Here is a 22,396-nt window from a genome sequence, read left to right as displayed (position 1 = left end):
TTTAATACAATAATTCTTATCACTTACCTTACAAATAGTACTGTAATAAGTTTTATTTTTAAATGTGTAGCTTAATCCAACATCTGTTTGAATTAGGATTAATCTAACAGTTCTAATTCATAACTGATGGCACTTAGCACATATAGAGGTGCTGTTTCAGCTCTTAATATTCTAGGACCAAGCCCAACTTGATATGCATTGTCATTAAACAATGCTAACTCTTCTTCTGCTAAACCACCTTCAGGCCCAAAAATCACTAAAACACGATCATTTGGCTGAAATTTTTTTATCAACTTTTTAAGATTACTAACTTCACCTTGTTTGGCAGCATCTTCGTATGCTATCAAAATATAATCATATAAATCACTTTGTTGAAAAACTTCTTTTAGTGATGCTTTATAATCGACAGAAGGTATTGCTAATCTATAGCTTTGTTCGGCAGCTTCTTTGATAATTTTCTGCCAGCGCTCTAATTTTTTAGTTATCTTACTATCATTTAATTTTACAACGGAGCGTTTCATTCCGACAGCTAAAAATTCACTAGCACCTAGTTCAGTTGCTTTTTGTAACAACCATTCATATTTATCCGCTTTGATTAAACCACTACATATAGTAATGGTTTGAGGTAATTCTGAATCTATATCAATCTGTTCAACTAGCTCGATTTCAATTTCATCAGTACCTATATTGCTAATTTTACATTTATAAACAAATTGATCCGAAAAAGTAATAATAATTTCATCATCCATTTGATACCTCATTACGTTCAAAATGTGATGGATGTCACCTTTTTCGATAATGGAAAAACGCTGAAGTGAATCAGCGTTTTGATTAATAAAGTATCTTTGCATGTCAATCGCTCACTTTCTGCCCTACGATACAGACCCAGCTATTTTCATGGTTAATAGACAACACTTTAAAACCAGTGCTTTCCATGCGTCTTACAATCGCTTCGTGCTTTTCTTCTATAATACCAGACGTAATAAAATAACCATCTTCATTCAAGGTATTATATGCATCATCGATCATTTCTTCAATAATATGAGCTAGAATATTAGCAATCACAACATCAAATTTTTCAGCTTCTTCTTTTAATAAATTTCCAGTCGTGGCTTCAATTGCATGGTCACAATTATTTTTCTCAAAGTTATCTTTAGCAACTCTTACTGCCATTTCATCTACGTCTAATGCCTTAATACGTTTTACACCTAACAAATAAGCAGCAATACTTAATATACCTGAACCAGTGCCGACATCAATAACAGAATAGCTTGGCTTCACATATGATTCTATTGCTTTTAAACACATACTAGTTGTAGGATGGTCACCAGTACCAAACGCCATGCCTGGATCTAACTCAATGCATAATTCACTTTCATCTTCTTTTTGATATGTTTCCCAACTAGGAACAATTGTGAACTGTTCTGAAGCTCTAAATGGATGGAAATAATTTTTCCATTCATTTTCCCAATCTTGCTCACGTAATGTTTGTTCTTCGTACTCAAAAAGTGAAAGATCCAGAGAAGTAACTTGCTTAATTGTATTAATAAGTTCAGATTTAAACTTTTCTGTATATTTAATTTCATTGAAGTACGCTTTTATTCTTACACCTTTTTGAGGATAATCATTAGCATTTAATGCATAAATTTCACCAAATTTATCCTCAAACGCTTGTTCCAAATCTTTAGAATCTTCTATAACTACACCATTTGAGCCAAAATCTTCTAATATATCAGAAATAATTGATGATGCCTCGTGATTAATGTTGATTGATACTTCAGTCCAGTCCATATATTATTCTCCTTTAAAGAATCTTTTAGCTTTATCTCTAAAATTTGATGGTTGTTCTGAAATCTCTTCGCCATCAATTTCTGCAAATTCTCTAAGCAATTCTTTTTGACGCTCACTTACTTTAGTTGGTGTAACTACTTTAATATTTATAAATAAGTCACCATATCCATAGCCATGCACATTTTTGATACCTTTTTCTTTAAGACGGAATTGTTTGTCTGTTTGAGTGCCTGCAGGAATAGTCAACATTACACTGCCATTTAACGTCGGAACCTTAACTTCGTCACCTAACGTTGCTTGGGCAATACTAACGTCAAGAGAATAATAAATATCGTCGCCATCTCTTTCATATTTTTCTGAAGGTTTAACTCTAAAGACGATATATAAGTCACCTTGTGGTCCTCCATTTTCACCTGGAGCACCTTCACCAGCTAATCTAATTTGTTGTTCATTATCAACACCTTCGGGTATTGTCACATTGATTTTAACATTTTTGTTTTCAGTACCTTTTCCGTGACATGTTGGACATGGTTCTTCAAATTCTTGACCTGAGCCACTACATACTGGACAAACTTTTTCAGTTCTAACTCTACCAAGTATTGTATTTTGTTCAACTGAAACATGACCAGCACCACTACAATAATGACATGTTTTTTTCTTAGTGCCAGGTTTAGCACCTTCACCATCGCATGTGTGACAAGTAACATCTTTACGTATTGAAATTTCTTTCTCGCTACCAAAAACTGCTTCATCAAAAGTAACAGTCATCGTATATTGTAGATCGTCACCTTTTCTTGGCGCGTTTGGATCACGTTGTTGTCTGCCGCCTCCGAAGAACGAACTGAAAATATCTTCGAAACCGCCGCCTCCGAATCCGCTAAAATCTTGACCACCAAATCCTTGACCACCAAAACCACCTTGTGGTCCGTCATGGCCAAATTGGTCATAATTAGCACGTTTGTTGTCATCGCTTAAAATTTCGTATGCTTCTGAGATCTCTTTAAACTTCTCGTCTGCACCTTCTTCTTTATTTATGTCAGGATGGTATTTCTTTGATAATTTACGATAAGCCTTTTTAATTTCATCTTTAGAAGCGCTTTTACTAACACCTAAGACTTCATAATAATCTCTTTTGGCCACTGTTATCTCTCCTTTTACGGTTTTATTAAATCTTTTATAAAAAAGGAAAAAGTCAAAGCCAATGTTCAATTGACTTTGACTTAATTTGGCTAAGCAATTGTGTCATATATTTCTTTCAATAACAATTAATTAGTCCATGACTACACTTATTTTTGCTTATCTTCGTTGTCGTCATCTTTAACTTCTGTGAAATCTGCATCTTCAACATTGCTATCTTGAGAAGCGTTTGCATCTTCACCTTGAGCTTGTTGTTGAGCTTGTGCAGCTTGTTCGTAAACTTTAGTTGATAAGTCTTGAACAACTTGTTCTAATTCTTCTTTTTTAGCTTTGATATCTTCTATATCTTCGCCTTCAAGCGCAGATTTTAATGCTTCTTTTTTATCTTCAGCATTTGTTTTATCTTCTTCGCTAATATTTTCACCTAAATCAGTGATTGTTTTTTCAACTTGGAATACTAAACTATCTGCTTCATTTCTCAAATCACTTTCTTCGCGACGTTTTTTATCTGCTTCTGCATTTTCTTCTGCATCTTTAACCATGCGATCAATTTCGTCGTCTGAAAGTGCTGAGCTTGATTGTATTGTAATGTTTTGTTCTTTGTTAGTACCTAAGTCTTTTGCAGTAACGTTTACAATACCATTTTTATCAATATCGAATGTAACTTCGATTTGAGGTACACCACGAGGGGCTGCTGGGATATCAGTTAATTGGAATCTACCAAGTGTCTTGTTATCCGCTGCCATTGGGCGTTCACCTTGTAATACATGGATATCAACTGCTGGTTGGTTATCTGCAGCTGTAGAGTATACTTGTGATTTTGATGTTGGAATTGTAGTATTTCTTTCAATTAGTGTGTTCATACGTCCACCCATAATCTCAATACCTAATGATAATGGTGTAACGTCTAATAATACTACGTCTTTAACATCACCTGTGATAACGCCACCTTGAATTGCTGCACCCATTGCTACTACTTCATCAGGGTTAACACCTTTATGAGGGTCTTTACCTACTTCTTTTTTCACTGCATCTTGTACTGCAGGGATTCTTGTAGAACCACCAACTAAGATAACTTCATCGATGTCAGAGCTAGATAAACCAGCGTCTTTCATTGCTTGACGAGTTGGTTCCATAGTTCTTCTGATTAATGAATCTGCTAATTCTTCAAATTTAGAACGAGTTAATGTAAGTTCTAAGTGTAATGGACCGCTTTCCCCAGCTGAGATGAATGGTAATGAAATTTGTGTTTGAGAAACACCAGACAAGTCTTTTTTAGCTTTTTCAGCAGCATCTTTAAGACGTTGTAAAGCCATTTTATCTTTTGATAAGTCTACACTATTTTCTTTTTTGAACTCTGCAACTAAGTGATCAATAATTACTTGGTCAAAGTCGTCCCCACCAAGTTTATTGTCACCTGCTGTTGAAAGTACTTCAAATACGCCGTCACCTAATTCAAGGATTGATACGTCGAAAGTACCGCCACCTAAGTCAAATACAAGAACTTTTTGATCTTGTTCTGTTTTGTCTAAACCGTAAGCTAATGCAGCTGCAGTTGGTTCGTTAATAATACGTTCAACTTCTAAACCAGCAATTTTACCAGCATCTTTAGTAGCTTGACGTTCACTGTCATTGAAGTATGCAGGAACTGTAATTACAGCTTTATCTACGCTTTCGCCTAAGTAATCTTCTGCTGTACTTTTAAGGTTTTGTAATACCATTGCTGAAATTTCTTGTGGTGTATATGATTTACCTTCAACGTCTACTTTGTAATCTGTACCCATGTGACGTTTGATAGATTGAATTGTATTAGGGTTAGTGATTGCTTGACGCTTAGCAACTTCACCTACTTGAGTTTCATCATTTTTAAACGCAACTACAGATGGTGTTGTTCTAGCACCTTCAGGATTTTGAATTACTTTTGGCTCATCGCCTTCTAATACTGCAATACATGAATTTGTTGTACCTAAGTCAATACCTATTACTTTACTCATAAATAAATTCCTCCTGTTATGTTTGAAAATTTGGTGTTTTCAACAATAAAATAATTTATTGATTTACTTTAACCATTGAAGGTCTTAAAATTCTTTCTTTCAATTTATAACCACTTTGTAGCTCTTCAGTAATTTGTCCAGATTCGAAATCAGGATTATCATCTTGAACTACAGCTTGGTGGAAGTTAGGGTCAAATTGTTGACCTTCAGTTTCTATTTTTTCTAAACCATTATTTTTCAATGCATTTAATAAGCTTTCATGAACCATTTCCACACCTTTTTTAAGTGATTTAAACTGTTCATCTTCGCCATCAATTTGTAAAGCACGTTCAATGTTATCTATTGTTGGTAAGATATCATTTAAAACATCTTGTGCTTTATACTCTTTCATTGTCTGGTTTTCTTTTTGAATTCTACGCTTATAGTTTTCAAATTCAGCATATAATCTTAAATATTTTTCTTCATTTTCTTGAACATCTTTTTTCAATTGTTGAATTTCTTCATCTTTAGGATCTACGTCTTCTGAGATATTTTGTGAATCGTCCTCCTGCAGATTATCTTGTGATGTTTCTGTAGTTTTATCAGTGTTTTCAACCGTATTTTCTTCTGAAGTTTGTTCATTTATGTCTTCGTTTTGGTCGAAAACTGATTCATTTTTTTCTGTCATTGTCTGCCCTCCAATACAATTGTTAATTACCAAATCGTATTTAGTAATCTGATTACGTTCTGATAATTCATTGCCGTTGGTCCGATAACCGCAATTTGACCTTTAAGTCTATCATCAATGTGATATTCACTTGTAACGATTGAAATATCACTTAAACTTGATTCAATTTCATGACCAATTTTGACATTAATAGCTGAATTAGACATTTCATCAAGTAATTGTGTGATTTTATTCGATTCTATATATTGTAGAATCGGTTGAATTGATGATACGTTCGTTTCATTCAACGCATCTATGAGTTTAACCTTTCCGCCCATAAAAATGCCATTACTTTGATTATCAAAATGAATATCTATTGTATTCAACATGTCTTTTATAAAATCTTTTTCAATATCTGATTTCACAAAAGCATTCAAGTCGTTTTCGAAATGATGATCATTCCACTCGTTATATTTAGCAGTAACAAAATTAGAAACGTTCGTAAGTTCATTATTTGATAATGGAACTTGAGATGCTAAATGTAAGTTTTCAACATGACCTGATGAGAATACAACAACCATTATAACCAAATAAGCATTTGCTCTAAACAAATGAATGTTATTAATAATATCTTTTTTATGATTTGGACGCATTACCAACGTTGTATACTGAGATTGATTTGAAAGTTCATTTGCAAAATCACTGAGTGAAGTCGCAATATCATAATGGTTTTCAACTAATAAATCTCTCAAACGTTGAATTTTAGTTTGTTGTTGATGAGATGTTTCTTGTAATAATTGATTCACATAATATCTGATACCTGATTCTGAAGGATATCGTCCTGACGACGTGTGCGTCTTCTCTATTAGTTCGAGAAGCTCTAATTGCTTCATCTCATTCCTAATAGTAGCAGGACTAACATTCAATTTATGCCGTTCAATCAGTGTTTTTGAACCAATTGGCTGACCTAAATCAACATAATCTTCAACAATTGCATTTAGTATGCTTAATTGTCTATCACTAATCATGTTTTCACCTCATTAGCACTCCTTTGTTTCAAGTGCTAATTATAATTTATCAAATTGGTCAAAGTAAGTCAATGTTAAAGCACTGGATTTTTATAAATTTTTATACATTAAGTAAAAAAGATTCAAACACTAAGTTTCCGACGACTTTTCCGCGATCAGTCATAGAAATGTAGTCATCTTGTTCAACAATAAGTCCTTTTTGAGTTAAATCTTTAAGCGACTGCTCATAAACTTGCTCAACTGTTTGATCAAATTTTTCAAAAAACCTATTTTTACTTACACCTTTATTCATTCTCAAACCTAAGAACATTTCTTCTTCCATTTGCTCTGTTTTCGTTGGATAAGTTGATTGTAATATAGGTCTTTCATTGCTTTTCACTTTTTTTATATAGTGATTTACAGGATTAACATTACTGTAACGTTCACCATTCACATAGCCACTTGCACCTGCACCAAAGCCATAATACCCTTCATTTTTCCAATAAACTTTATTATGTTCCGATTCATGGCCTGTTTTTCCAAAATTTGAAATTTCATATTGATGCAAATCAGACTTATTCATTCTCTCAATTAGATACTCATACATTTCTTCACCAATATCTTCATTTGGAATTTTCAACTTACCTTTTTTATACATATTATAAAATTGTGTTTTAGGTTCCAATATAAGCCCATAACTTGAAATATGATCAATATCCATGCTCAATGCCTTTTCTAAACTATCCTTAAAATCTTCTAACGTTTGTTGCGGTAAATGGTACATCAAATCTAAACTTATAGAGGGAATGCCTACTGCACGCGCATTAGTAACAGCTTGATATATATCAGTAGTATGATGTGTCCTACCTAATATTTCTAAAAGTTCAGGTTTAAACGTTTGTACGCCCATTGACAATCTATTAACACCAAAATCTTTTAATAATTGAACTTTTTCAATTGTCAATTCATCTGGATTAGCCTCAAAACTAAATTCACCTTTAATTTTAAACGTATCAGTAATTGCAATTAGTAATCGCTTGAGTTGTTTATAACTTAATGCTGTTGGTGTTCCGCCGCCTACAAACAAAGTTTCTAAAACTCTAACCTCGCTATCGCACATCTCTTTAATTAAGCAATCTAAATATTCATCTACCGGTTGATTGTGTATAAAATATTTATTGAAATCACAATATGTACATATTCTTACACAAAATGGAATATGGATATATGCACTTTTCACTTCCATATTGTGTCCACCTTCTTTCGTTTATTGAAGACTTAGAATCATCACAAAAAACTGGGCCATAAATCTTTTGGATTTAAGGCCCCAATTTTTAATTTATATTAATCTTCATCCATCTTAAGTACAGCTAAGAAAGCGTCTTGAGGAATTTCAACATTACCTACTGCTTTCATTTTAGCTTTACCAGCTTTTTGTTTTTCTAAAAGTTTTCTCTTACGAGTAATGTCGCCACCATAACATTTAGACAAAACATTTTTACCCATTGATTTAATATTCGTTCTTGCTACGATTTTTTGTCCTACAGCTGCTTGTACAGGAACTTCGAACTGTTGTCTAGGTATCAGCGTTTTAAGTTTCTCGACTAAAGCTTTTCCTCGGTCATATGCAAATTCTTTATGCACGATAAAGCTTAAAGCATCTACTTTCTCACCATTTAACAAGATATCCATCTTCACTAAATCACTTTCTTTATTATCGATAAATTCATAATCGAATGAAGCATACCCCTTAGTATTAGATTTTAACTGATCAAAGAAATCGAACACTACTTCTGATAATGGAATCTCATAAATAATATTCACACGGATATCATCCATATATTCCATATTTATAAATTGACCACGTTTGCGTTGGCATAACTCCATTACTGCACCTACATAGTCATTAGGAACCATCATAGTCGCGCGCACAAATGGCTCGTATATTGTTTCTATCTTATCTCTATCAGGCATGTTCGCAGGATTATCCACCGTTACTTCATCGCCTGTTTTTAAGATGCATTCATAAATAACTGAAGGCGCTGTGGCAATAAGCTCTATTCCAAATTCACGCTCAATACGTTCCTGGATAATTTCCATATGCAACATACCTAAGAAACCTGTACGATAACCAAAACCTAAAGCTTGTGATGATTCAGGCTCAAATTCTAACGAAGCGTCATTTAATTGTAATTTTTCTAGTGCTTCTCTTAAATCATTATAATCTTTGTTATCAATTGGAAATAGACCACAGAAGACCATTGGATTCATTTTCTTGTAACCTTGTAATGGTTCAACCGCTGGTCTATCGGCATGGGTAATTGTATCCCCTACACGTGAATCATCTACATTTTTAATGCTAGCAATGATATAACCAACATCACCGACAGTCAATTCATCAACTTGTAATTGTTTTGGTGTATTGATACCAACTTCAGTCACTTCGAATTCTTTGCCCGTTGCCATCATTTTAATACGATCGCCTGCTTTTACAATACCTTCCACCACCCTGATAGAAGATATAACCCCTCTATATGGATCATATTCTGAATCGAATATAAGTGCTTTTAAAGGTTCTTCTGGGTCACCTTCAGGCGGTGGTACTACTTCAACGATTTTCTCTAAGATATCTTCAATACCAATATTTGATTTTGCACTTGCAAGTACCACATCATCTTTATCGATACCGATAACGTCTTCTAATTCTTGTTTTACTCGTTCAGGTTCTGCCGCTGGCAAATCTATTTTATTGATAACTGGTAGTAATTCTAAATCATTATCAAGTGCTAAATACACATTCGCTAAAGTTTGTGCCTCTATACCTTGTGCCGCATCCACAACTAATATAGCACCTTCACATGCTGCAAGTGATCTAGACACCTCATAAGTAAAATCGACATGCCCTGGTGTATCGATTAAGTGGAACGTATATGTTTCCCCATCTTTAGCATCATATTTTAAACGTACTGCATTTAATTTAATTGTTATACCGCGTTCTCTTTCTAAATCCATAGAATCCAATAATTGAGACTGCATGTCTCTAGTCTCGACTGATTTTGTATTTTCTAAAATCCTATCAGCTAACGTAGATTTACCATGGTCTATATGTGCGATAATGGAAAAGTTTCTAATATTTTTACGTCGATTATAGCGTTCTTGTTTATCCATGTATTATCCTTCTCACTTTCATAATTCTAGCCCGTAATATGTATGACATTCTTTGATATAATAACGTTTTTAATAGTTAATTGCAAACTTGCAAAGTATTTTAATAGTAATACTTATTAAGTCATAACATTTTAAAGAGATTTTGAATTGAACTTTTATGTTACTTTCTTATCTTTCTATCATATATTGTATCATTTATATCTATTTTACGCGCCTTAGATAAATAAATGATTGCAGAAAGTTGCTTGTTTTGATAAAATATTTCTTGTTGTAATCAAATTAACTTTGATAGCGAAGATCACTTTTAGGAGGTGACACACATGCCAAACATTAAATCTGCAATTAAACGTGTTAACACAACACACACTGCTGAAGCTCGTAATATTTCTCAAAAAAATGAAATGCGTACAGCAGTTAAGAGAGCTCATTCAGCTATAGAAGCTGGTGCTGATAACAAAGCTGACTTAGTGAGCTTTGCTTTGAAAAAAGTAGATAAAGCTGCACAACGCAACTTAATCCACACTAACAAAGCTGCTCGTATCAAGTCTTCATTAATGACAGCTGCTAAATAATAAACAGATTCAAGCAACTGCTCGAATCTACTAATCAAACAAACCTTAGGTGATAGTTCGCCTAAGGTTTGTTTATTTATATATCATAATCTTTTAAGTGTGATCAGTCTTGCAAACTTTTCTTTCAAGAACTCATCAAACATCTATCTCTTGGTATTTGTTTATTAAACAAATAGACTGTCGACAATATAAAAGTATTATCAACAGCCAAATTCTATGTACAAATTCAATATATCATTTAGATTAAACATAAAATGATACTATTTAAAAATCCAAAATCAATTAGTTAAAAATCCACTAGAAAAACTATTTTAATACTGTCAAATCTCATTCCATTAAGTTAAGCGTAACTATCTGTATATAATTAAAGTGACAATATAAACAGTTCTAAAATCAATTGTTTATCCATATATGATGACTTCAATTTATAATCTGTTTCTGCGCATGTATCAATTATGTTTAATAACTTCTCTAATTGGTAATTTCTTGATTGGTTCAAAGCTAATTTAACACGGTATGGATGTACATTGATTGTTTTAGCTATTTGTTGGCCACTGTAGCCTTTTTGACCTAATATTTTACATTGATAAAATAAGCGATAATTACTTGTAATTAATGCTAATAATTTAATTGGTTCTTCTTTCATTGCTATCAAGTCTTTCACCAATTGTATAGCTTGGGATTTTTTATTTTTCTGAATATAATCAGTTAATAAAAAGACATTTTGTTCTAAACTTCTATTAACAATTTGATGCACATCTTGCTTATTAATCGTAGCCCTATCACCTAAAAATAGTATTACTTTTTCAAGTTCTTGTTTTACAATATTAAAATTAATACCCGTAAGTTCTAAAAATAAGTCTAACGCATCTTGTTTTATATCTTTGTAATTTTCGTGAAGTTCATTTTTCATCCATTTTTTTATCTCTTCTTCGGTCATTTGTTCAATTTTGATTAAATTAGCGTGTTTCTTTAAAGTTTTAACTAACTTTTTTCTTTCATCTAATTTTGATTGATAGACTTCAAATATTATTAAAGTTTCCCCATCATATTTTTCAATAAATTCAATTAGTTGATCAGTATTATGATTTAAGTCTTTTGGCGCTTTTTCGCCTGTAAACACATATGCATTTTGAACTAATACTGCTTTTTTGTCAGAAAAAAATGGTAAGGTTAGTGTTTCTTCAATTACAGGAGATAAATCACTTTCATATAAATTATATTTAACAAAGTTAAAATCATCTTTAGGGGCATTCAAGTAACGGTTAATGACTTCAGCTGACTTTTTTTCAATAAGTTCAGGTACTTCACCGTAAATTGTAATTATCTTATCGCTCATCTTTAGCACCCTTTCATCACTATTACGCATTTAATTATTATAGCATGGAGAGGTTGATCTCTCTACATAAAATCATTGGTTCATTACAGTATTTATAGTTAATTGGGAATTTAATTTTATAGTTACCTCTCCATACTCATTTGATTGGAAAACTTGAGCACCTAACTTTTTTAATTTAGTTATAACTTCTTGATTGGGTAAATTATACCGATTTGTCTTACCTACAGAAACAAGACAAATTGTTGGTTGTATTTTTTGTAAAAATTCATTGCTAGTACTTGTTTTGCTTCCATGATGACCCACTTTTAGTATATCTATCTTTGACAATTTAAAATTACGCAAAAGTATTTGTTCATTATTAGTGGTAGCATCTCCCATAAACAACATTTTAATCTTATTATATTCTATAAAAGTTACAATAGAATGTTCATTTAAATCCTCTGAATGCTTAATTGTTGTATCAAGTAAAGTAATATTTGCTTTACCTAAGTTAAATTGTTGTATATTTTTAAAATCAATTAACTTTATATGATTTCTCTCACTTTGGTGGATTAAAGTCTTTAATTTATTTATATTAAAACTTGTTGTATTAATGATTATATTTTTTATCTTGAACTTAGTTATTAAGTAACTTAATTCACCCATATGATCCACATGAGGATGTGAAATAATAATATAATCTAAAGATGCTAGACCGTGCTTTTTAAGTGTAGGTATTATATGATATTTAGCAATATTATGATTTTCTTTCATTGCTGAATCCATAGCTGAGCTCATCGATGTGCCGCCAGTATCAATAAGCATGCTTTCTCGTTCATTTGTCTCGAATAAAAATGCATCACCTTGATTCACATTTAACATTGTTAATTTATAAGAATCATCATGTGGAATGATTGTAGAAATGATATACAAAATAAGCACAGTTATGATAAAACATACATAATATTTATGAACTAAAAAAACTAATGCTATAAAAACTGTAACAAAAGTTAAAGTAATAAATATTTCATTAAGTTCAGGTACATGCCATTTATATATGTTCATGTGTATGAATAGATTGATAACTACATCATGAAACGTCATTAATAAATTTAGTGGTGTGCTAAGAAAGCTTAGTTCTAGGGGGAAATGTAAGAGGATAACGATGAAAATAACAAATGGAAATAGGATAAATGTATAGAAAGGTACAAAAAATAGGTTAGTTATAATACCAATCCATTGAATATGATTAAAATAAATAGCACTTATAATAAATGAACCCAGTTGCGCAATTAAAGATAGATAGAAAATATTTTTTATCAAATGAGCTTTTTCTAATATTGGAAGAGCAAACAAAATAAAAAATGTGATAAGAAAAGAAAATTGAAAGCCTAAATGATAAATAAAAGGTGGATGAAGCGAAGTCATAAAAATAAATGATAGTGATAGTAAATTAAGCGCATTTTTTGCAATTGATTTAGATAATATAATTAACAAGAGGCAAGTCATAGTTGCTCTTATAGCACTTGGAGCTAAATCTATATAAAAAACATATAATGGTAAAATAACGCAAATGGCTATTTTGATGATAACGATTGGGCATTTCATATGGTTTAACAAAAAATATAATATGCTTGTTAATGTACCTATATGCATCCCACTAATGGCTAATAGATGATATATCCCAATATCTTTATATTTATCAATGTCGTCTTTACTAATTTCTGATACGTCACCACTTATAAGTGCAAAAACCTTACCCGTAGGTTCTATGTGTAAATGCTTAAGTCGTTCTAATACGTACTGCTTGTGATAATCTAAAATATATGAATAATCGCTTTTGGATTTATAACAACTATTAAAATCAATATTATTTATAAAAAGTGATAGTTGGCTGTACGGGTGCTTGTTGTACGACTTAAATATGGCATCAATTTTGCAATTTTGCCGAAAAATTTTTGATTGTACTGCCCTAGCATTTTCACTTTTTATTTGATAATAATATTTAAATGTACGCTTTCCTATTTTGACATTTCCAGTTAACTTTTTATTGTTCAAATTTGGCTTATTTATAAAATAAGCTTGAGTATGCACAGTTTGTTTCGTTAAAAAGTTATGTTGTTCAACTGTCACTTTTAAATGATATTGAAAATAAACATTTGATAATATTGGCATTAATATAATGAATAGTATTTGAAACCATCTTAATCTTTTTCTAATACCTATTACCATTATGATTACAAAGATCAGCATCGACAATGATTTGACATGTAGCCATAAAATACCGACTAAATATGCTAATGCATAAAAAATCAAGAAGTTATTGATTCATTAAGTATTGTGCTACATGTTCTTGATTGAAAGGGATTTTCATGTGTTCGATACCTGATTGATCTAATAATTTCAACGCATAATCATGATTGTGATAATCTTCAGCGTAATAAATTGTTTTAATTCCTGCTTGTATAATTGACTTCGTACAATTCAAACAAGGAAAATGCGTAACATAAATTGTTGCACCATCAGTAGATACTCCCTGTTTAGCACACTGTAATAATGCATTCATTTCAGCATGTATAGTACGTATACAGTGACCATCTTCTAATAAACAACCTTCATCAATGCAATGAACCTCACCTGATACAGACCCGTTGTATCCTCCAGCTATAATTCTATTATCCTTTACAACAGTAGCACCTACTGACAAGCGTTGACACGTAGAGCGTAATGCCAATAAATGACTTTGTGCCATAAAATATTCTTCCCATTTAATGCGATCCATGATGATAGCCTCCGTCTTTTGATTAAAATAAAATTTTGATTTAATTATAGGTTAATTTGTATCATTTAAAAATGCAACAAAAACTTAAACTACAAAATAATCACTTATCTTTTCCAGTGTTTTTGACCCTATGCCTTTAACTTCTTTCAATTGATCCACTGATTCAAAATTGCCATGTTGCTCTCTATATTCAATAATAGATTTAGCTTTTGTAGGACCAATACCATTTACACTTAACAATTGAGTTTCGCTAGCACTATTTAAGTTTATTTTCCCTTGTTGGCTATCGTGCAATTCAGTTTTCAAAGCTAGCGTTTGGTCTTGTTGATGGTTATTTGATTTACTTGAACCATTAGTATTTGCGACTGGTGTTTCTCCCTTTTGGGGAATATATATAACTTTTTGGTCCAACAACTTTTCTGCAAGGTTAATTGTTGAAAGATCTGCATTATCCAAAATCTGCGCTTTATCTAATAACTGTTTGACTCTATCTGTAGACTTCATCTCGTAGATATTAGGATGTTTAACCGCACCCTTTACATCTACAATAATAACTTCATTTTCGGATTTTCTAGGATTTTCTTTGCGTTTAATATTGGATTCAGTTTCATTAGATTGAGATTCACTTGCAGCTTTATTTATAGATACTGTTGAAATTTCGTTCATCTCTTTGTCATCCATGTGAATAAATTTATTGCCTAATAAAATAAGTGTTAGTAATAAAACGATTAAAATAATGCTAAATATAATTTTATATTTGTTAATAATTTCTTTCCATCTTTCCCATTGAAACAACATAAAAATCACTCCTTTATACAATACACGTACAAAGGAGTGATTTTACTTTTATTTTTTAACAATGAAAAACAAGCGGTGTCCTTCAACATCATGATTATCAATTTCAAAATCAACAAATGTCTGAATATCCTTAAAACCTACTTGGGCAAGCATATCCTTGTATTCTGATTCTAGATAGGTACGCTGATAGTGAGATTCATCAAATCGATTATACTTACCATCAGATTGCCTAATGAAAAATGACATATCATGCCATACACTTAATGGTTCTTCACCTTTAACAGCTTCCCATCCAAGAAATACATCATCCGATTCATCAATATAACTTTGATTATTAAATAAAGTATCCATTTTAAAACTTGTGTGTACATCAAACATAAATACACCATTATTATCTAAATGCTCGAAAACACGTTTGAAAGTAGCAACAACATGCTCTGTCTCTGGTAGATAATTTAATGAATCGCAAAAAATAGTGATAACATCAAATGATGTGTTGAGTTGAAAATCAGTCATATCGCCTTCTAGCCAATTAACATGTTCTGATTTTTGTGTTGCTATCGCAAGCATATCGATACTGAGGTCCATACCAGTCACTTGTTTAAATTCATTAAATAATGACGTTAAGCTACCTGTACCGCATCCTATATCTAGGATAGAGCCTTTATTTTCTGCAAAATAATTTACAATCTCTAACCAAGACTCATAAGGTTGATCAAGCGTTAACTGATCGTAAAACAGGCTCATTTCTTGATATTGAGACATAGTTAATAAACTACCTGTCTATATGATTCTAATGGTGCATCTCTATATAATTTTTCAATATTATAATAATCTCTTTCGTCTTTGTGGAAAACGTGTACGACTACATTTGCTAAATCAATAAGAATCCATCTCGCTTCATTAAAGCCTTCCATACGCTTAACTTCAATTTCTGCTTCGTTAGCTGCGTCTTTAACTGCACGTGCAATTGATTGAACTTGTTTTTCATTATTTCCGTGACAAACTACGAAATAATCTGTCATATCGCTAATACCTTTCATATTTAATGAAATAATATCTTCTGCTTTTTTATTCTCTGTTGCTTCGACAGCTAGCTTTAATAGTTGATCTGATTTCATCTAATCATCCTTTACTCTTTCGTCACTGTAATTATAATAATTTAAACATGCAATCGTTGCGTCATAAACATTAATATCTTTATTAATTAAATATAACACTGTTCGCTTAGATATTTCGTATATAGTTTTATCTAAGCTACCTTGATTGTATGCTAAATCTCTAATTTCTTCAACGCCTGGGGTCTGACGGCCTGGTTCTATATAATCTGCAATAAATACAAGTTTTTCGGTTTTCGTCATTTGGGCACGGCCAGTCGTATGATTTTTAATTGCGAGTAATACTTCTTCATCTTTAATACCATAGTGTTCTTTCATAATTACTGCGCAAACTGGGCCGTGTAATATTTCAGAGCCATAACTTAGTAAATTGCGATCTAAATCTTGTTGTGTAACAATTTGATACATTGAACCTAGGTCATCATACTTTGAATAATCATGTAAAACACCTGCAAGTTCAGCTTTATCTTTGTCACCATCATAAATATCTGCTAATTTCACAGCTGTTTCTGCTACTCTTAATGAATGGTTAAACCTTTTTTCAGGCAATTTCTCCTTAACAATTTCAACTGCTTGATCAATTTTCATATAATCCTTCCTCTCGGATATATTGTTCAACACTTGGAGGAACCAAAACCTGAATATTCCTATTAGATTTTATTCTATCTCTAATTAACGTTGAACTAATATCAATGCGCGGGATTGTAATTGCTATCATATCTGCATCAACACTTTGTTGTGCCTTGTCTCTATTAACAATTACAAATGTGATGAGCTCTTTTAATTCATCTATTTTATACCACTTATCTAGCTGATTATACTGATCAGTGCCAATTACCAAATATATTTTAGCTTCGGGGTTTTCTTCTAACATAGAACGAACGGTATCAAATGTATAACTCTGTCCCTTTCTCTCTATTTCGTCTAAATAAACTTCGCCGAATCCAAGTTCTTTAATAACATTGTGAATCATTGTAACCCTATGATTTGCATCTAAGTATTCATCATGAACCTTTAAAGGTGACATATAACTTGGTAAAAAATAAAATACATCCGGTTTAATGACATCATTAACTTCACTAGCTACTACCATGTGAGCAAGATGAATCGGGTTAAACTGCCCACCATATATTACGATTGATTTTGTCATTATGGTAATTGAATTTGCTTATTGTCTTGAGATTCTTTATACAACACAATCATAGACCCGATTACTTGCACAATGTCACTACGCGTTGCATCACTTAAAGTCTGTGCTAAATCATTTTTATCTTCAGAATTATTTTGTAACACATGTATTTTAATTAGTTCTCTATTTTCTAAAATATCTTGTAGTTGATCTACCATATTATCATTTATACCCGCTTTACCTATTTGAAAAGTTGGGTCGACATTATGGGCTTTACTGCGTAAAAATCTTTTTTGCTTACCTGTTAACATAATTAGCTCCTTTATAAATGCTTTAAAACTGCCTCTTTCATAATTTGGATTTGAGGTAGTTCATTTGTCCATATTTTAAAACTCTCTGCCCCTTGATATACAAACATATCAAGGCCATTGTGAATTGGATTTCCTTTCGCTTCTGCTATTTCTAAAATAGGCGTTTTAAAAGGTACATACACAATATCACTAACTAAAGTTCGCGAATCTAAATTATCTAGATTTATAACTACTTCCTTGTTTTCATGCATACCGGCAGGTGTTGTATTAATCACGATATCAAATTCATCTAGTGCTTTTTCAGCTTCTTCCAAAGTAATTTGGTTCACATCTAAATCCCAATTTTCAAAACGTTTCAAAGTTCTATTAGCAATTGTTAATTTAGAGTGTACATGCTTAACTAATTCATTTGCAATACCTTTACTTGCACCGCCAGCGCCTAAAATTAATATATAAGCATTTTCCAAATCTGGATATACCTGTTGTAAACCAGTTACATACCCAATACCATCTGTATTGTAACCAATCCATTTACCATCTTCAATTTTCACTGTATTAACAGCGCCAACTGTCTTGGATTGATCATCTATTTCATCTAGATATGGCAATATATTTTCTTTATGAGGAATCGTCACATTAAATCCAGAAAGTGCTTTTTCATCAATAATTTCTTTGATTAGGTGAAATTGGTCTTCTGGTATGTTAATTGCTTCATAAGATGATGGATTGTTTAACGCTTCAAAATTCGCATTATGCATGATTGGGGATAATGAATGTACTATTGGGTTACCTATTACCGCATATTTCATGTTTATGCCACCTTACATTATTGAATTTCTTAATACTACATCAACATTTTTAGGTACGCGAATTATAACTTTAGCACCTTCATCAATTGTAATAAACCCTAAACCAGAAATCATCACGTCGCGTTTTTCTTTTCCAGTTTCCAACCTTACCGCTTTAACATTTTTTAAGTCAAAATTCTCTGGGTTATTAGGTGGCGCAAGTACAGCACCTAACTGATTGCGCCATAATTCATTAGCATTTTCAGTTTTGGTACGGTGTATATTTAATTCGTTAGAAAAATAACAGACTAGTGGCCGTTTCCCACCACTTACGTAATCGATTCTTGCTAGTCCACCAAAGAATAGAGTTTGACCTTCATTTAATTGGTATATACGTTGTTTAACTTCCTTTTTCGGCATGATTGTCTTAAGTTCATTTTCAGTGACATAATGTGTCATCTGATGTTCTTGAATAACACCAGGTGTATCATACATGAAAGAAGTATCGTCTAAAGGAATATCAATCATATCTAAAGTCGTACCTGGAAATCTTGATGTTGTTACTACGTCTTTTTCGCCAACACTTCGTTCAATTAATTTATTAATAAGCGTTGATTTACCTACATTTGTCGTACCTACAATATATACGTCTTCACTGTTTCTTAATGTATTGATTGAATTTAATAAATCTTCAATCCCTTCATTTTTTTCAGCAGAAATAAGTACAACATCATCAGCTTCTAGGCCATATTTTCTAGCTGTCTTTTTCAGCCACTCTTTCACACGACGCTTATTAATTTGTTTAGGTAATAAATCTACTTTATTGGCTACTAAAATAATCTTTTTGTTACCTACAATACGTTTAATTGCATTAATAAATGAACCTTCAAAATCAAATACATCAACTACATTCACAACAATACCGCTTCTATCAGCTAAGCCATTAAGTAATTTTAAGAAGTCTTCACTATCTAACCCTACATCTTGTACTTCGTTGTAATTCTTCAATCTAAAGCATCTCTTACAAATGACATCCTCGCGGTATAAATTATGTTCTGGTACATAACCGGGCGCATTTGGATCTTCAGCTTGTAATGGTGCACCGCAACCAATACATTTCAATATTTCAGTTTCAGCCAATCAGTTTTCCTCCCATGTAATATAACCTTTTTTTCTAAAATGTTGTAACAATCTTCGCTCGATTAAACGGTTGAATTTTGTTATAAAACCATCTGTTTGCTTTACAGGAACAACCATAATTGTAAATAAGCCTCTTCTATTACCACCAAATACATCTGTTAGCATTTGATCTCCTATTACTACAATCTCAGAAGGTTTCAAATTCATTAATTTTGATGCTTGGTTAAAAGCTCTACCTCTTGGTTTTTTCGCCCTAAATATATAATCAACTTTTAATGATTCTGAAAAACTTCCAACACGTTGTTTATTATTATTAGAAACAATTGTTACTGTAATACCTGCTTCTTTTGCTTGTTCAAACCATTGCTTAACAGCATCTGTTGGATTTGCTACATCCCATCCTACAAGTGTATTATCTAAATCTGTAATTATACCTTTAACACCAGATGCTGCAAGTTTTTCAATATCTATTTGAAAAATAGATTGAACATATTCATTTGGCATAAAATAATGCTTTATCATACCCATTTTATTTTCACCTTTTTATATAGTTTTAATTAAGTGTTCTACGATTTCACTTGAAGATATTGCTGCTTTTTCTAAAAATGCTTCAAATGTAATTCCCGCATCGCCATCTGCTAAATCTGAAATTGCTCGAGTAATTATAAATGGCATGTTGAATTGATGACAAGTTTGTGCAATCGCCGTGGCTTCCATTTCCGCTGCCATAGCTTGCGGAAAGTTTGCTTTAATTGCCGTGCGTTGTTCACTTGTACCAATAAAACTATCGCCACTAACGATCAAGCCTGTCTTGGCATTGATTTGTTGTTGCTTAATAGCTTCAATTGCTTTATCTATTAATTCTTTATCTGCAACAAATTGCGCAGGCATTTGTGGGATTTGTCCTAGTTGATAGCCAAAAGCTCTTGCGTCTGCATCATGATAGGCAACCATATCACTTACGACAATATCTCCTACATTTAATGATTTGTCTAGTGCACCAGCAGAACCTGTATTAATAATTAAGTTAGGCTTAAATTGATTAATTAATAATGTAGTTGAAATCGCTACATTCACTTTACCAATACCACTCTGTGTGAGAATTATGTCTTTACCTTCTAAATTCCCTTTATAAAAGATTACATGCGCGATTTTAATTTCTTCTAAATTTTTTATTTTATCTTTTAAGATTGCTACTTCTTCTTCCATAGCACCTATAATACCAATCACATTCATTCACCTCATCTTAAAAAATCCTAGCCTTTGTTATTCTACCACATTTAAAGAAATAGCTCGATATTAGTTCTATGTTTTTATTCAAATTACAAATATTCAATTCATTATCTATTTCGATTATTAATCTAAACTATTTCTATCATATTTAATTATTACGCAATTAATAGTTAAAACCCTGTAAGTATGCGTCAATGACATTACTTACAGGGTTTTATAAAATTATTTATTAACTACCAAATAATTCAGTTAGTCCTTGTAATGAGAACACTCCTGTTACAATAGTTACTACGACTGCAACAATACCGAAAATCAGCATCCACGTTGGGTGTTTATAATCTCCAACTATAGATTTACGTTTACTAGCAATTAATATTGTACCTAACGTAATTGGTAAAATCAAACCATTTAACGCCCCTGCAACTATTAATAGTGTTACAGGCTTACCTAGTGATAAGAACACTAAAGTTGAAAACACAATAAAACTAATTACAATAATATTTGTTTTATTATAGACTGATTTATGAAGTGTTTTTAAGAACGTAGCACTCGTATATGCAGAACCAATGACTGATGACATGGCTGCAGCAAATAATACAACACCAAAGATATTACGTCCTATCGGTCCTAGAACATGTTCAAACACAGAAGCTGGTGGGTTTTCTGAGTTTAATGTTACGCCGGTAACTACTACACCTAGTACTGCTAAGAATAGCAATGTTCTTAAAACACCTGTTGTTAAAATACCTGAGATGGCTGCTTTATTTACAAATGGTAAGTATGCCTTCCCTTGAATGCCTGAGTCTAATATTCTATGTGCTCCTGCAAAAGTAATATAACCACCAACCGTACCACCGACTAAAGTAATAATAGGCAAGACTAGTGCAAGTGGTTGTTCAGGCATTACTAAATGTTTAGCCGCTTCAGCATAAGGTGGATTAGCTTTGAACATAACAAATGCTACTACAATAATCATCAATACGCCTAAGAACATTGTAACTACATCCATTATTTTCTGTCCGCTTTTACTAATAAAAATACCAATTGATAAGATGGCGGTAATGGCTGCACCAATTTTAACATCTAACCCAAATATGGCATTTAGTCCTAGTCCAGCACCAGCAATATTACCAATGTTAAATGCGAGACCACCTATTGCGATAAGAATAGAAATAAATGTTCCTAGTCCATTGAATATTTCATTAGCTATTTCTTGTCCTCGTTTTCCGGTTACAACTAATACACGCCAAATATTGATTTGTGCACCTATGTCAATAATTATTGATAACAAAATTGCAAACGCAAAACTTGAAGAAAATTGTGCAGTAAAAACAGCGGTTTGTGTTAAAAATGCTGGCCCTATTGCAGATGTCGCCATTAAAAATACTGACCCTAATAGTAGTCTTTTGTGGTTCTTAGTAAACTTAAATTCTTGCTCATCTGACTTTAATCTTTCCCCCATAA

General features: G+C 32.1%; 23 protein-coding genes. 1 reads left to right on the top strand and 22 read right to left on the bottom strand.

Annotation, left to right across the window (positions count from 1 at the left end; translation table 11 throughout):
* Nucleotides 1–98: 98 nt before the first annotated feature.
* The 8 genes from ACSUE0_RS03810 to lepA form a co-directional block, all read right to left on the bottom strand.
* Nucleotides 99–851, bottom strand: a complete 753-nt coding sequence (locus ACSUE0_RS03810; protein WP_436956166.1) for a 16S rRNA (uracil(1498)-N(3))-methyltransferase — start codon at nucleotides 849–851, stop codon at nucleotides 99–101.
* Between the two features lies 1 nt (nucleotide 852).
* Nucleotides 853–1,791, bottom strand: coding sequence for a 50S ribosomal protein L11 methyltransferase (gene prmA, locus ACSUE0_RS03805; protein WP_436956164.1), 939 nt, complete (start codon nucleotides 1,789–1,791; stop codon nucleotides 853–855).
* 3 nt (nucleotides 1,792–1,794) lie between these two features.
* Nucleotides 1,795–2,931, bottom strand: coding sequence for a molecular chaperone DnaJ (gene dnaJ, locus ACSUE0_RS03800; protein WP_017724614.1), 1,137 nt, complete (start codon nucleotides 2,929–2,931; stop codon nucleotides 1,795–1,797).
* A 146-nt stretch (nucleotides 2,932–3,077) separates the two neighbouring features.
* Nucleotides 3,078–4,922 (bottom strand): molecular chaperone DnaK, encoded by a 1,845-nt coding sequence (gene dnaK, locus ACSUE0_RS03795; protein ID WP_017724615.1) that lies wholly within the window; start codon nucleotides 4,920–4,922, stop codon nucleotides 3,078–3,080.
* Between the two features lie 55 nt (nucleotides 4,923–4,977).
* Entirely contained in the window at nucleotides 4,978–5,589 is a 612-nt protein-coding gene (gene grpE, locus ACSUE0_RS03790; RefSeq protein ID WP_436956162.1) for a nucleotide exchange factor GrpE, read from the bottom strand.
* Nucleotides 5,590–5,615: 26 nt separating this feature from the next.
* Nucleotides 5,616–6,596: a heat-inducible transcriptional repressor HrcA gene (hrcA, locus tag ACSUE0_RS03785; protein ID WP_119614819.1), complete on the bottom strand. Its 981-nt coding sequence runs from the start codon at nucleotides 6,594–6,596 to the stop codon at nucleotides 5,616–5,618.
* A 100-nt stretch (nucleotides 6,597–6,696) separates the two neighbouring features.
* Nucleotides 6,697–7,821: a radical SAM family heme chaperone HemW gene (gene hemW / locus ACSUE0_RS03780; protein WP_436956160.1), complete on the bottom strand. Its 1,125-nt coding sequence runs from the start codon at nucleotides 7,819–7,821 to the stop codon at nucleotides 6,697–6,699.
* A gap of 98 nt (nucleotides 7,822–7,919) precedes the next feature.
* Entirely contained in the window at nucleotides 7,920–9,743 is a 1,824-nt protein-coding gene (lepA, locus tag ACSUE0_RS03775) for a translation elongation factor 4 (RefSeq protein ID WP_436956158.1), read from the bottom strand.
* Nucleotides 9,744–10,063: 320 nt separating this feature from the next.
* On the opposite strand from lepA, the gene rpsT reads away from it, so the two are divergent.
* Nucleotides 10,064–10,315, top strand: a complete 252-nt coding sequence (gene rpsT, locus ACSUE0_RS03770; protein ID WP_017724620.1) for a 30S ribosomal protein S20 — start codon at nucleotides 10,064–10,066, stop codon at nucleotides 10,313–10,315.
* A gap of 364 nt (nucleotides 10,316–10,679) precedes the next feature.
* Here the strand turns inward: rpsT and holA are convergent, their stop codons facing one another.
* The 14 genes from holA to ACSUE0_RS03700 form a co-directional block, all read right to left on the bottom strand.
* A complete protein-coding gene (holA, locus tag ACSUE0_RS03765; protein WP_436956156.1) occupies nucleotides 10,680–11,654 on the bottom strand; it encodes a DNA polymerase III subunit delta in 975 nt (324 codons plus the stop codon).
* Between the two features lie 72 nt (nucleotides 11,655–11,726).
* Entirely contained in the window at nucleotides 11,727–13,949 is a 2,223-nt protein-coding gene (locus tag ACSUE0_RS03760; protein WP_436956154.1) for a DNA internalization-related competence protein ComEC/Rec2, read from the bottom strand.
* A 4-nt stretch (nucleotides 13,950–13,953) separates the two neighbouring features.
* On the bottom strand, nucleotides 13,954–14,415 hold the full coding sequence (locus tag ACSUE0_RS03755; protein ID WP_119613925.1) for a ComE operon protein 2: 462 nt from the start codon (nucleotides 14,413–14,415) through the stop codon (nucleotides 13,954–13,956).
* An 84-nt stretch (nucleotides 14,416–14,499) separates the two neighbouring features.
* Nucleotides 14,500–15,213: a helix-hairpin-helix domain-containing protein gene (locus ACSUE0_RS03750; RefSeq protein WP_119613924.1), complete on the bottom strand. Its 714-nt coding sequence runs from the start codon at nucleotides 15,211–15,213 to the stop codon at nucleotides 14,500–14,502.
* Nucleotides 15,214–15,261: 48 nt separating this feature from the next.
* Complete coding sequence (locus tag ACSUE0_RS03745) at nucleotides 15,262–15,978, bottom strand: class I SAM-dependent DNA methyltransferase (protein ID WP_119613923.1); 717 nt, start codon at nucleotides 15,976–15,978, stop codon at nucleotides 15,262–15,264.
* A 2-nt stretch (nucleotides 15,979–15,980) separates the two neighbouring features.
* Nucleotides 15,981–16,334: a ribosome silencing factor gene (rsfS, locus tag ACSUE0_RS03740; protein WP_017724626.1), complete on the bottom strand. Its 354-nt coding sequence runs from the start codon at nucleotides 16,332–16,334 to the stop codon at nucleotides 15,981–15,983.
* Complete coding sequence (gene yqeK / locus ACSUE0_RS03735; RefSeq protein WP_107551137.1) at nucleotides 16,335–16,919, bottom strand: bis(5'-nucleosyl)-tetraphosphatase (symmetrical) YqeK; 585 nt, start codon at nucleotides 16,917–16,919, stop codon at nucleotides 16,335–16,337.
* Nucleotides 16,909–17,481: a nicotinate (nicotinamide) nucleotide adenylyltransferase gene (gene nadD, locus ACSUE0_RS03730; RefSeq protein ID WP_119613922.1), complete on the bottom strand. Its 573-nt coding sequence runs from the start codon at nucleotides 17,479–17,481 to the stop codon at nucleotides 16,909–16,911. The genes yqeK and nadD overlap by 11 nt, the downstream gene beginning before the upstream one ends.
* Nucleotides 17,481–17,771 (bottom strand): ribosome assembly RNA-binding protein YhbY, encoded by a 291-nt coding sequence (yhbY, locus tag ACSUE0_RS03725; protein ID WP_017724629.1) that lies wholly within the window; start codon nucleotides 17,769–17,771, stop codon nucleotides 17,481–17,483. Before yhbY ends, nadD begins: the two co-directional genes overlap by 1 nt.
* Nucleotides 17,772–17,782: 11 nt before the next feature.
* A complete protein-coding gene (gene aroE / locus ACSUE0_RS03720) occupies nucleotides 17,783–18,580 on the bottom strand; it encodes a shikimate dehydrogenase (RefSeq protein WP_119613921.1) in 798 nt (265 codons plus the stop codon).
* 12 nt (nucleotides 18,581–18,592) lie between these two features.
* Entirely contained in the window at nucleotides 18,593–19,699 is a 1,107-nt protein-coding gene (yqeH, locus tag ACSUE0_RS03715) for a ribosome biogenesis GTPase YqeH (protein ID WP_119613920.1), read from the bottom strand.
* Complete coding sequence (locus ACSUE0_RS03710) at nucleotides 19,700–20,227, bottom strand: YqeG family HAD IIIA-type phosphatase (RefSeq protein WP_119613919.1); 528 nt, start codon at nucleotides 20,225–20,227, stop codon at nucleotides 19,700–19,702. It abuts the gene before it with no gap.
* 15 nt (nucleotides 20,228–20,242) lie between these two features.
* Nucleotides 20,243–20,929 (bottom strand): 5'-methylthioadenosine/S-adenosylhomocysteine nucleosidase, encoded by a 687-nt coding sequence (mtnN, locus tag ACSUE0_RS03705; RefSeq protein ID WP_119613918.1) that lies wholly within the window; start codon nucleotides 20,927–20,929, stop codon nucleotides 20,243–20,245.
* 232 nt (nucleotides 20,930–21,161) lie between these two features.
* Nucleotides 21,162–22,394: an NRAMP family divalent metal transporter gene (locus tag ACSUE0_RS03700; protein ID WP_436956149.1), complete on the bottom strand. Its 1,233-nt coding sequence runs from the start codon at nucleotides 22,392–22,394 to the stop codon at nucleotides 21,162–21,164.
* Nucleotides 22,395–22,396: the final 2 nt, after the last annotated feature.

The organism is Staphylococcus sp. AS1337 (genome assembly GCF_051408735.1).
In the GTDB taxonomy this organism is placed as follows: Bacteria; Bacillota; Bacilli; order Staphylococcales; family Staphylococcaceae; genus Staphylococcus; species Staphylococcus xylosus_B.
Note: the sequence above shows the minus strand (reverse complement) of the source record. Positions and strands in the feature narration are given on the sequence as shown.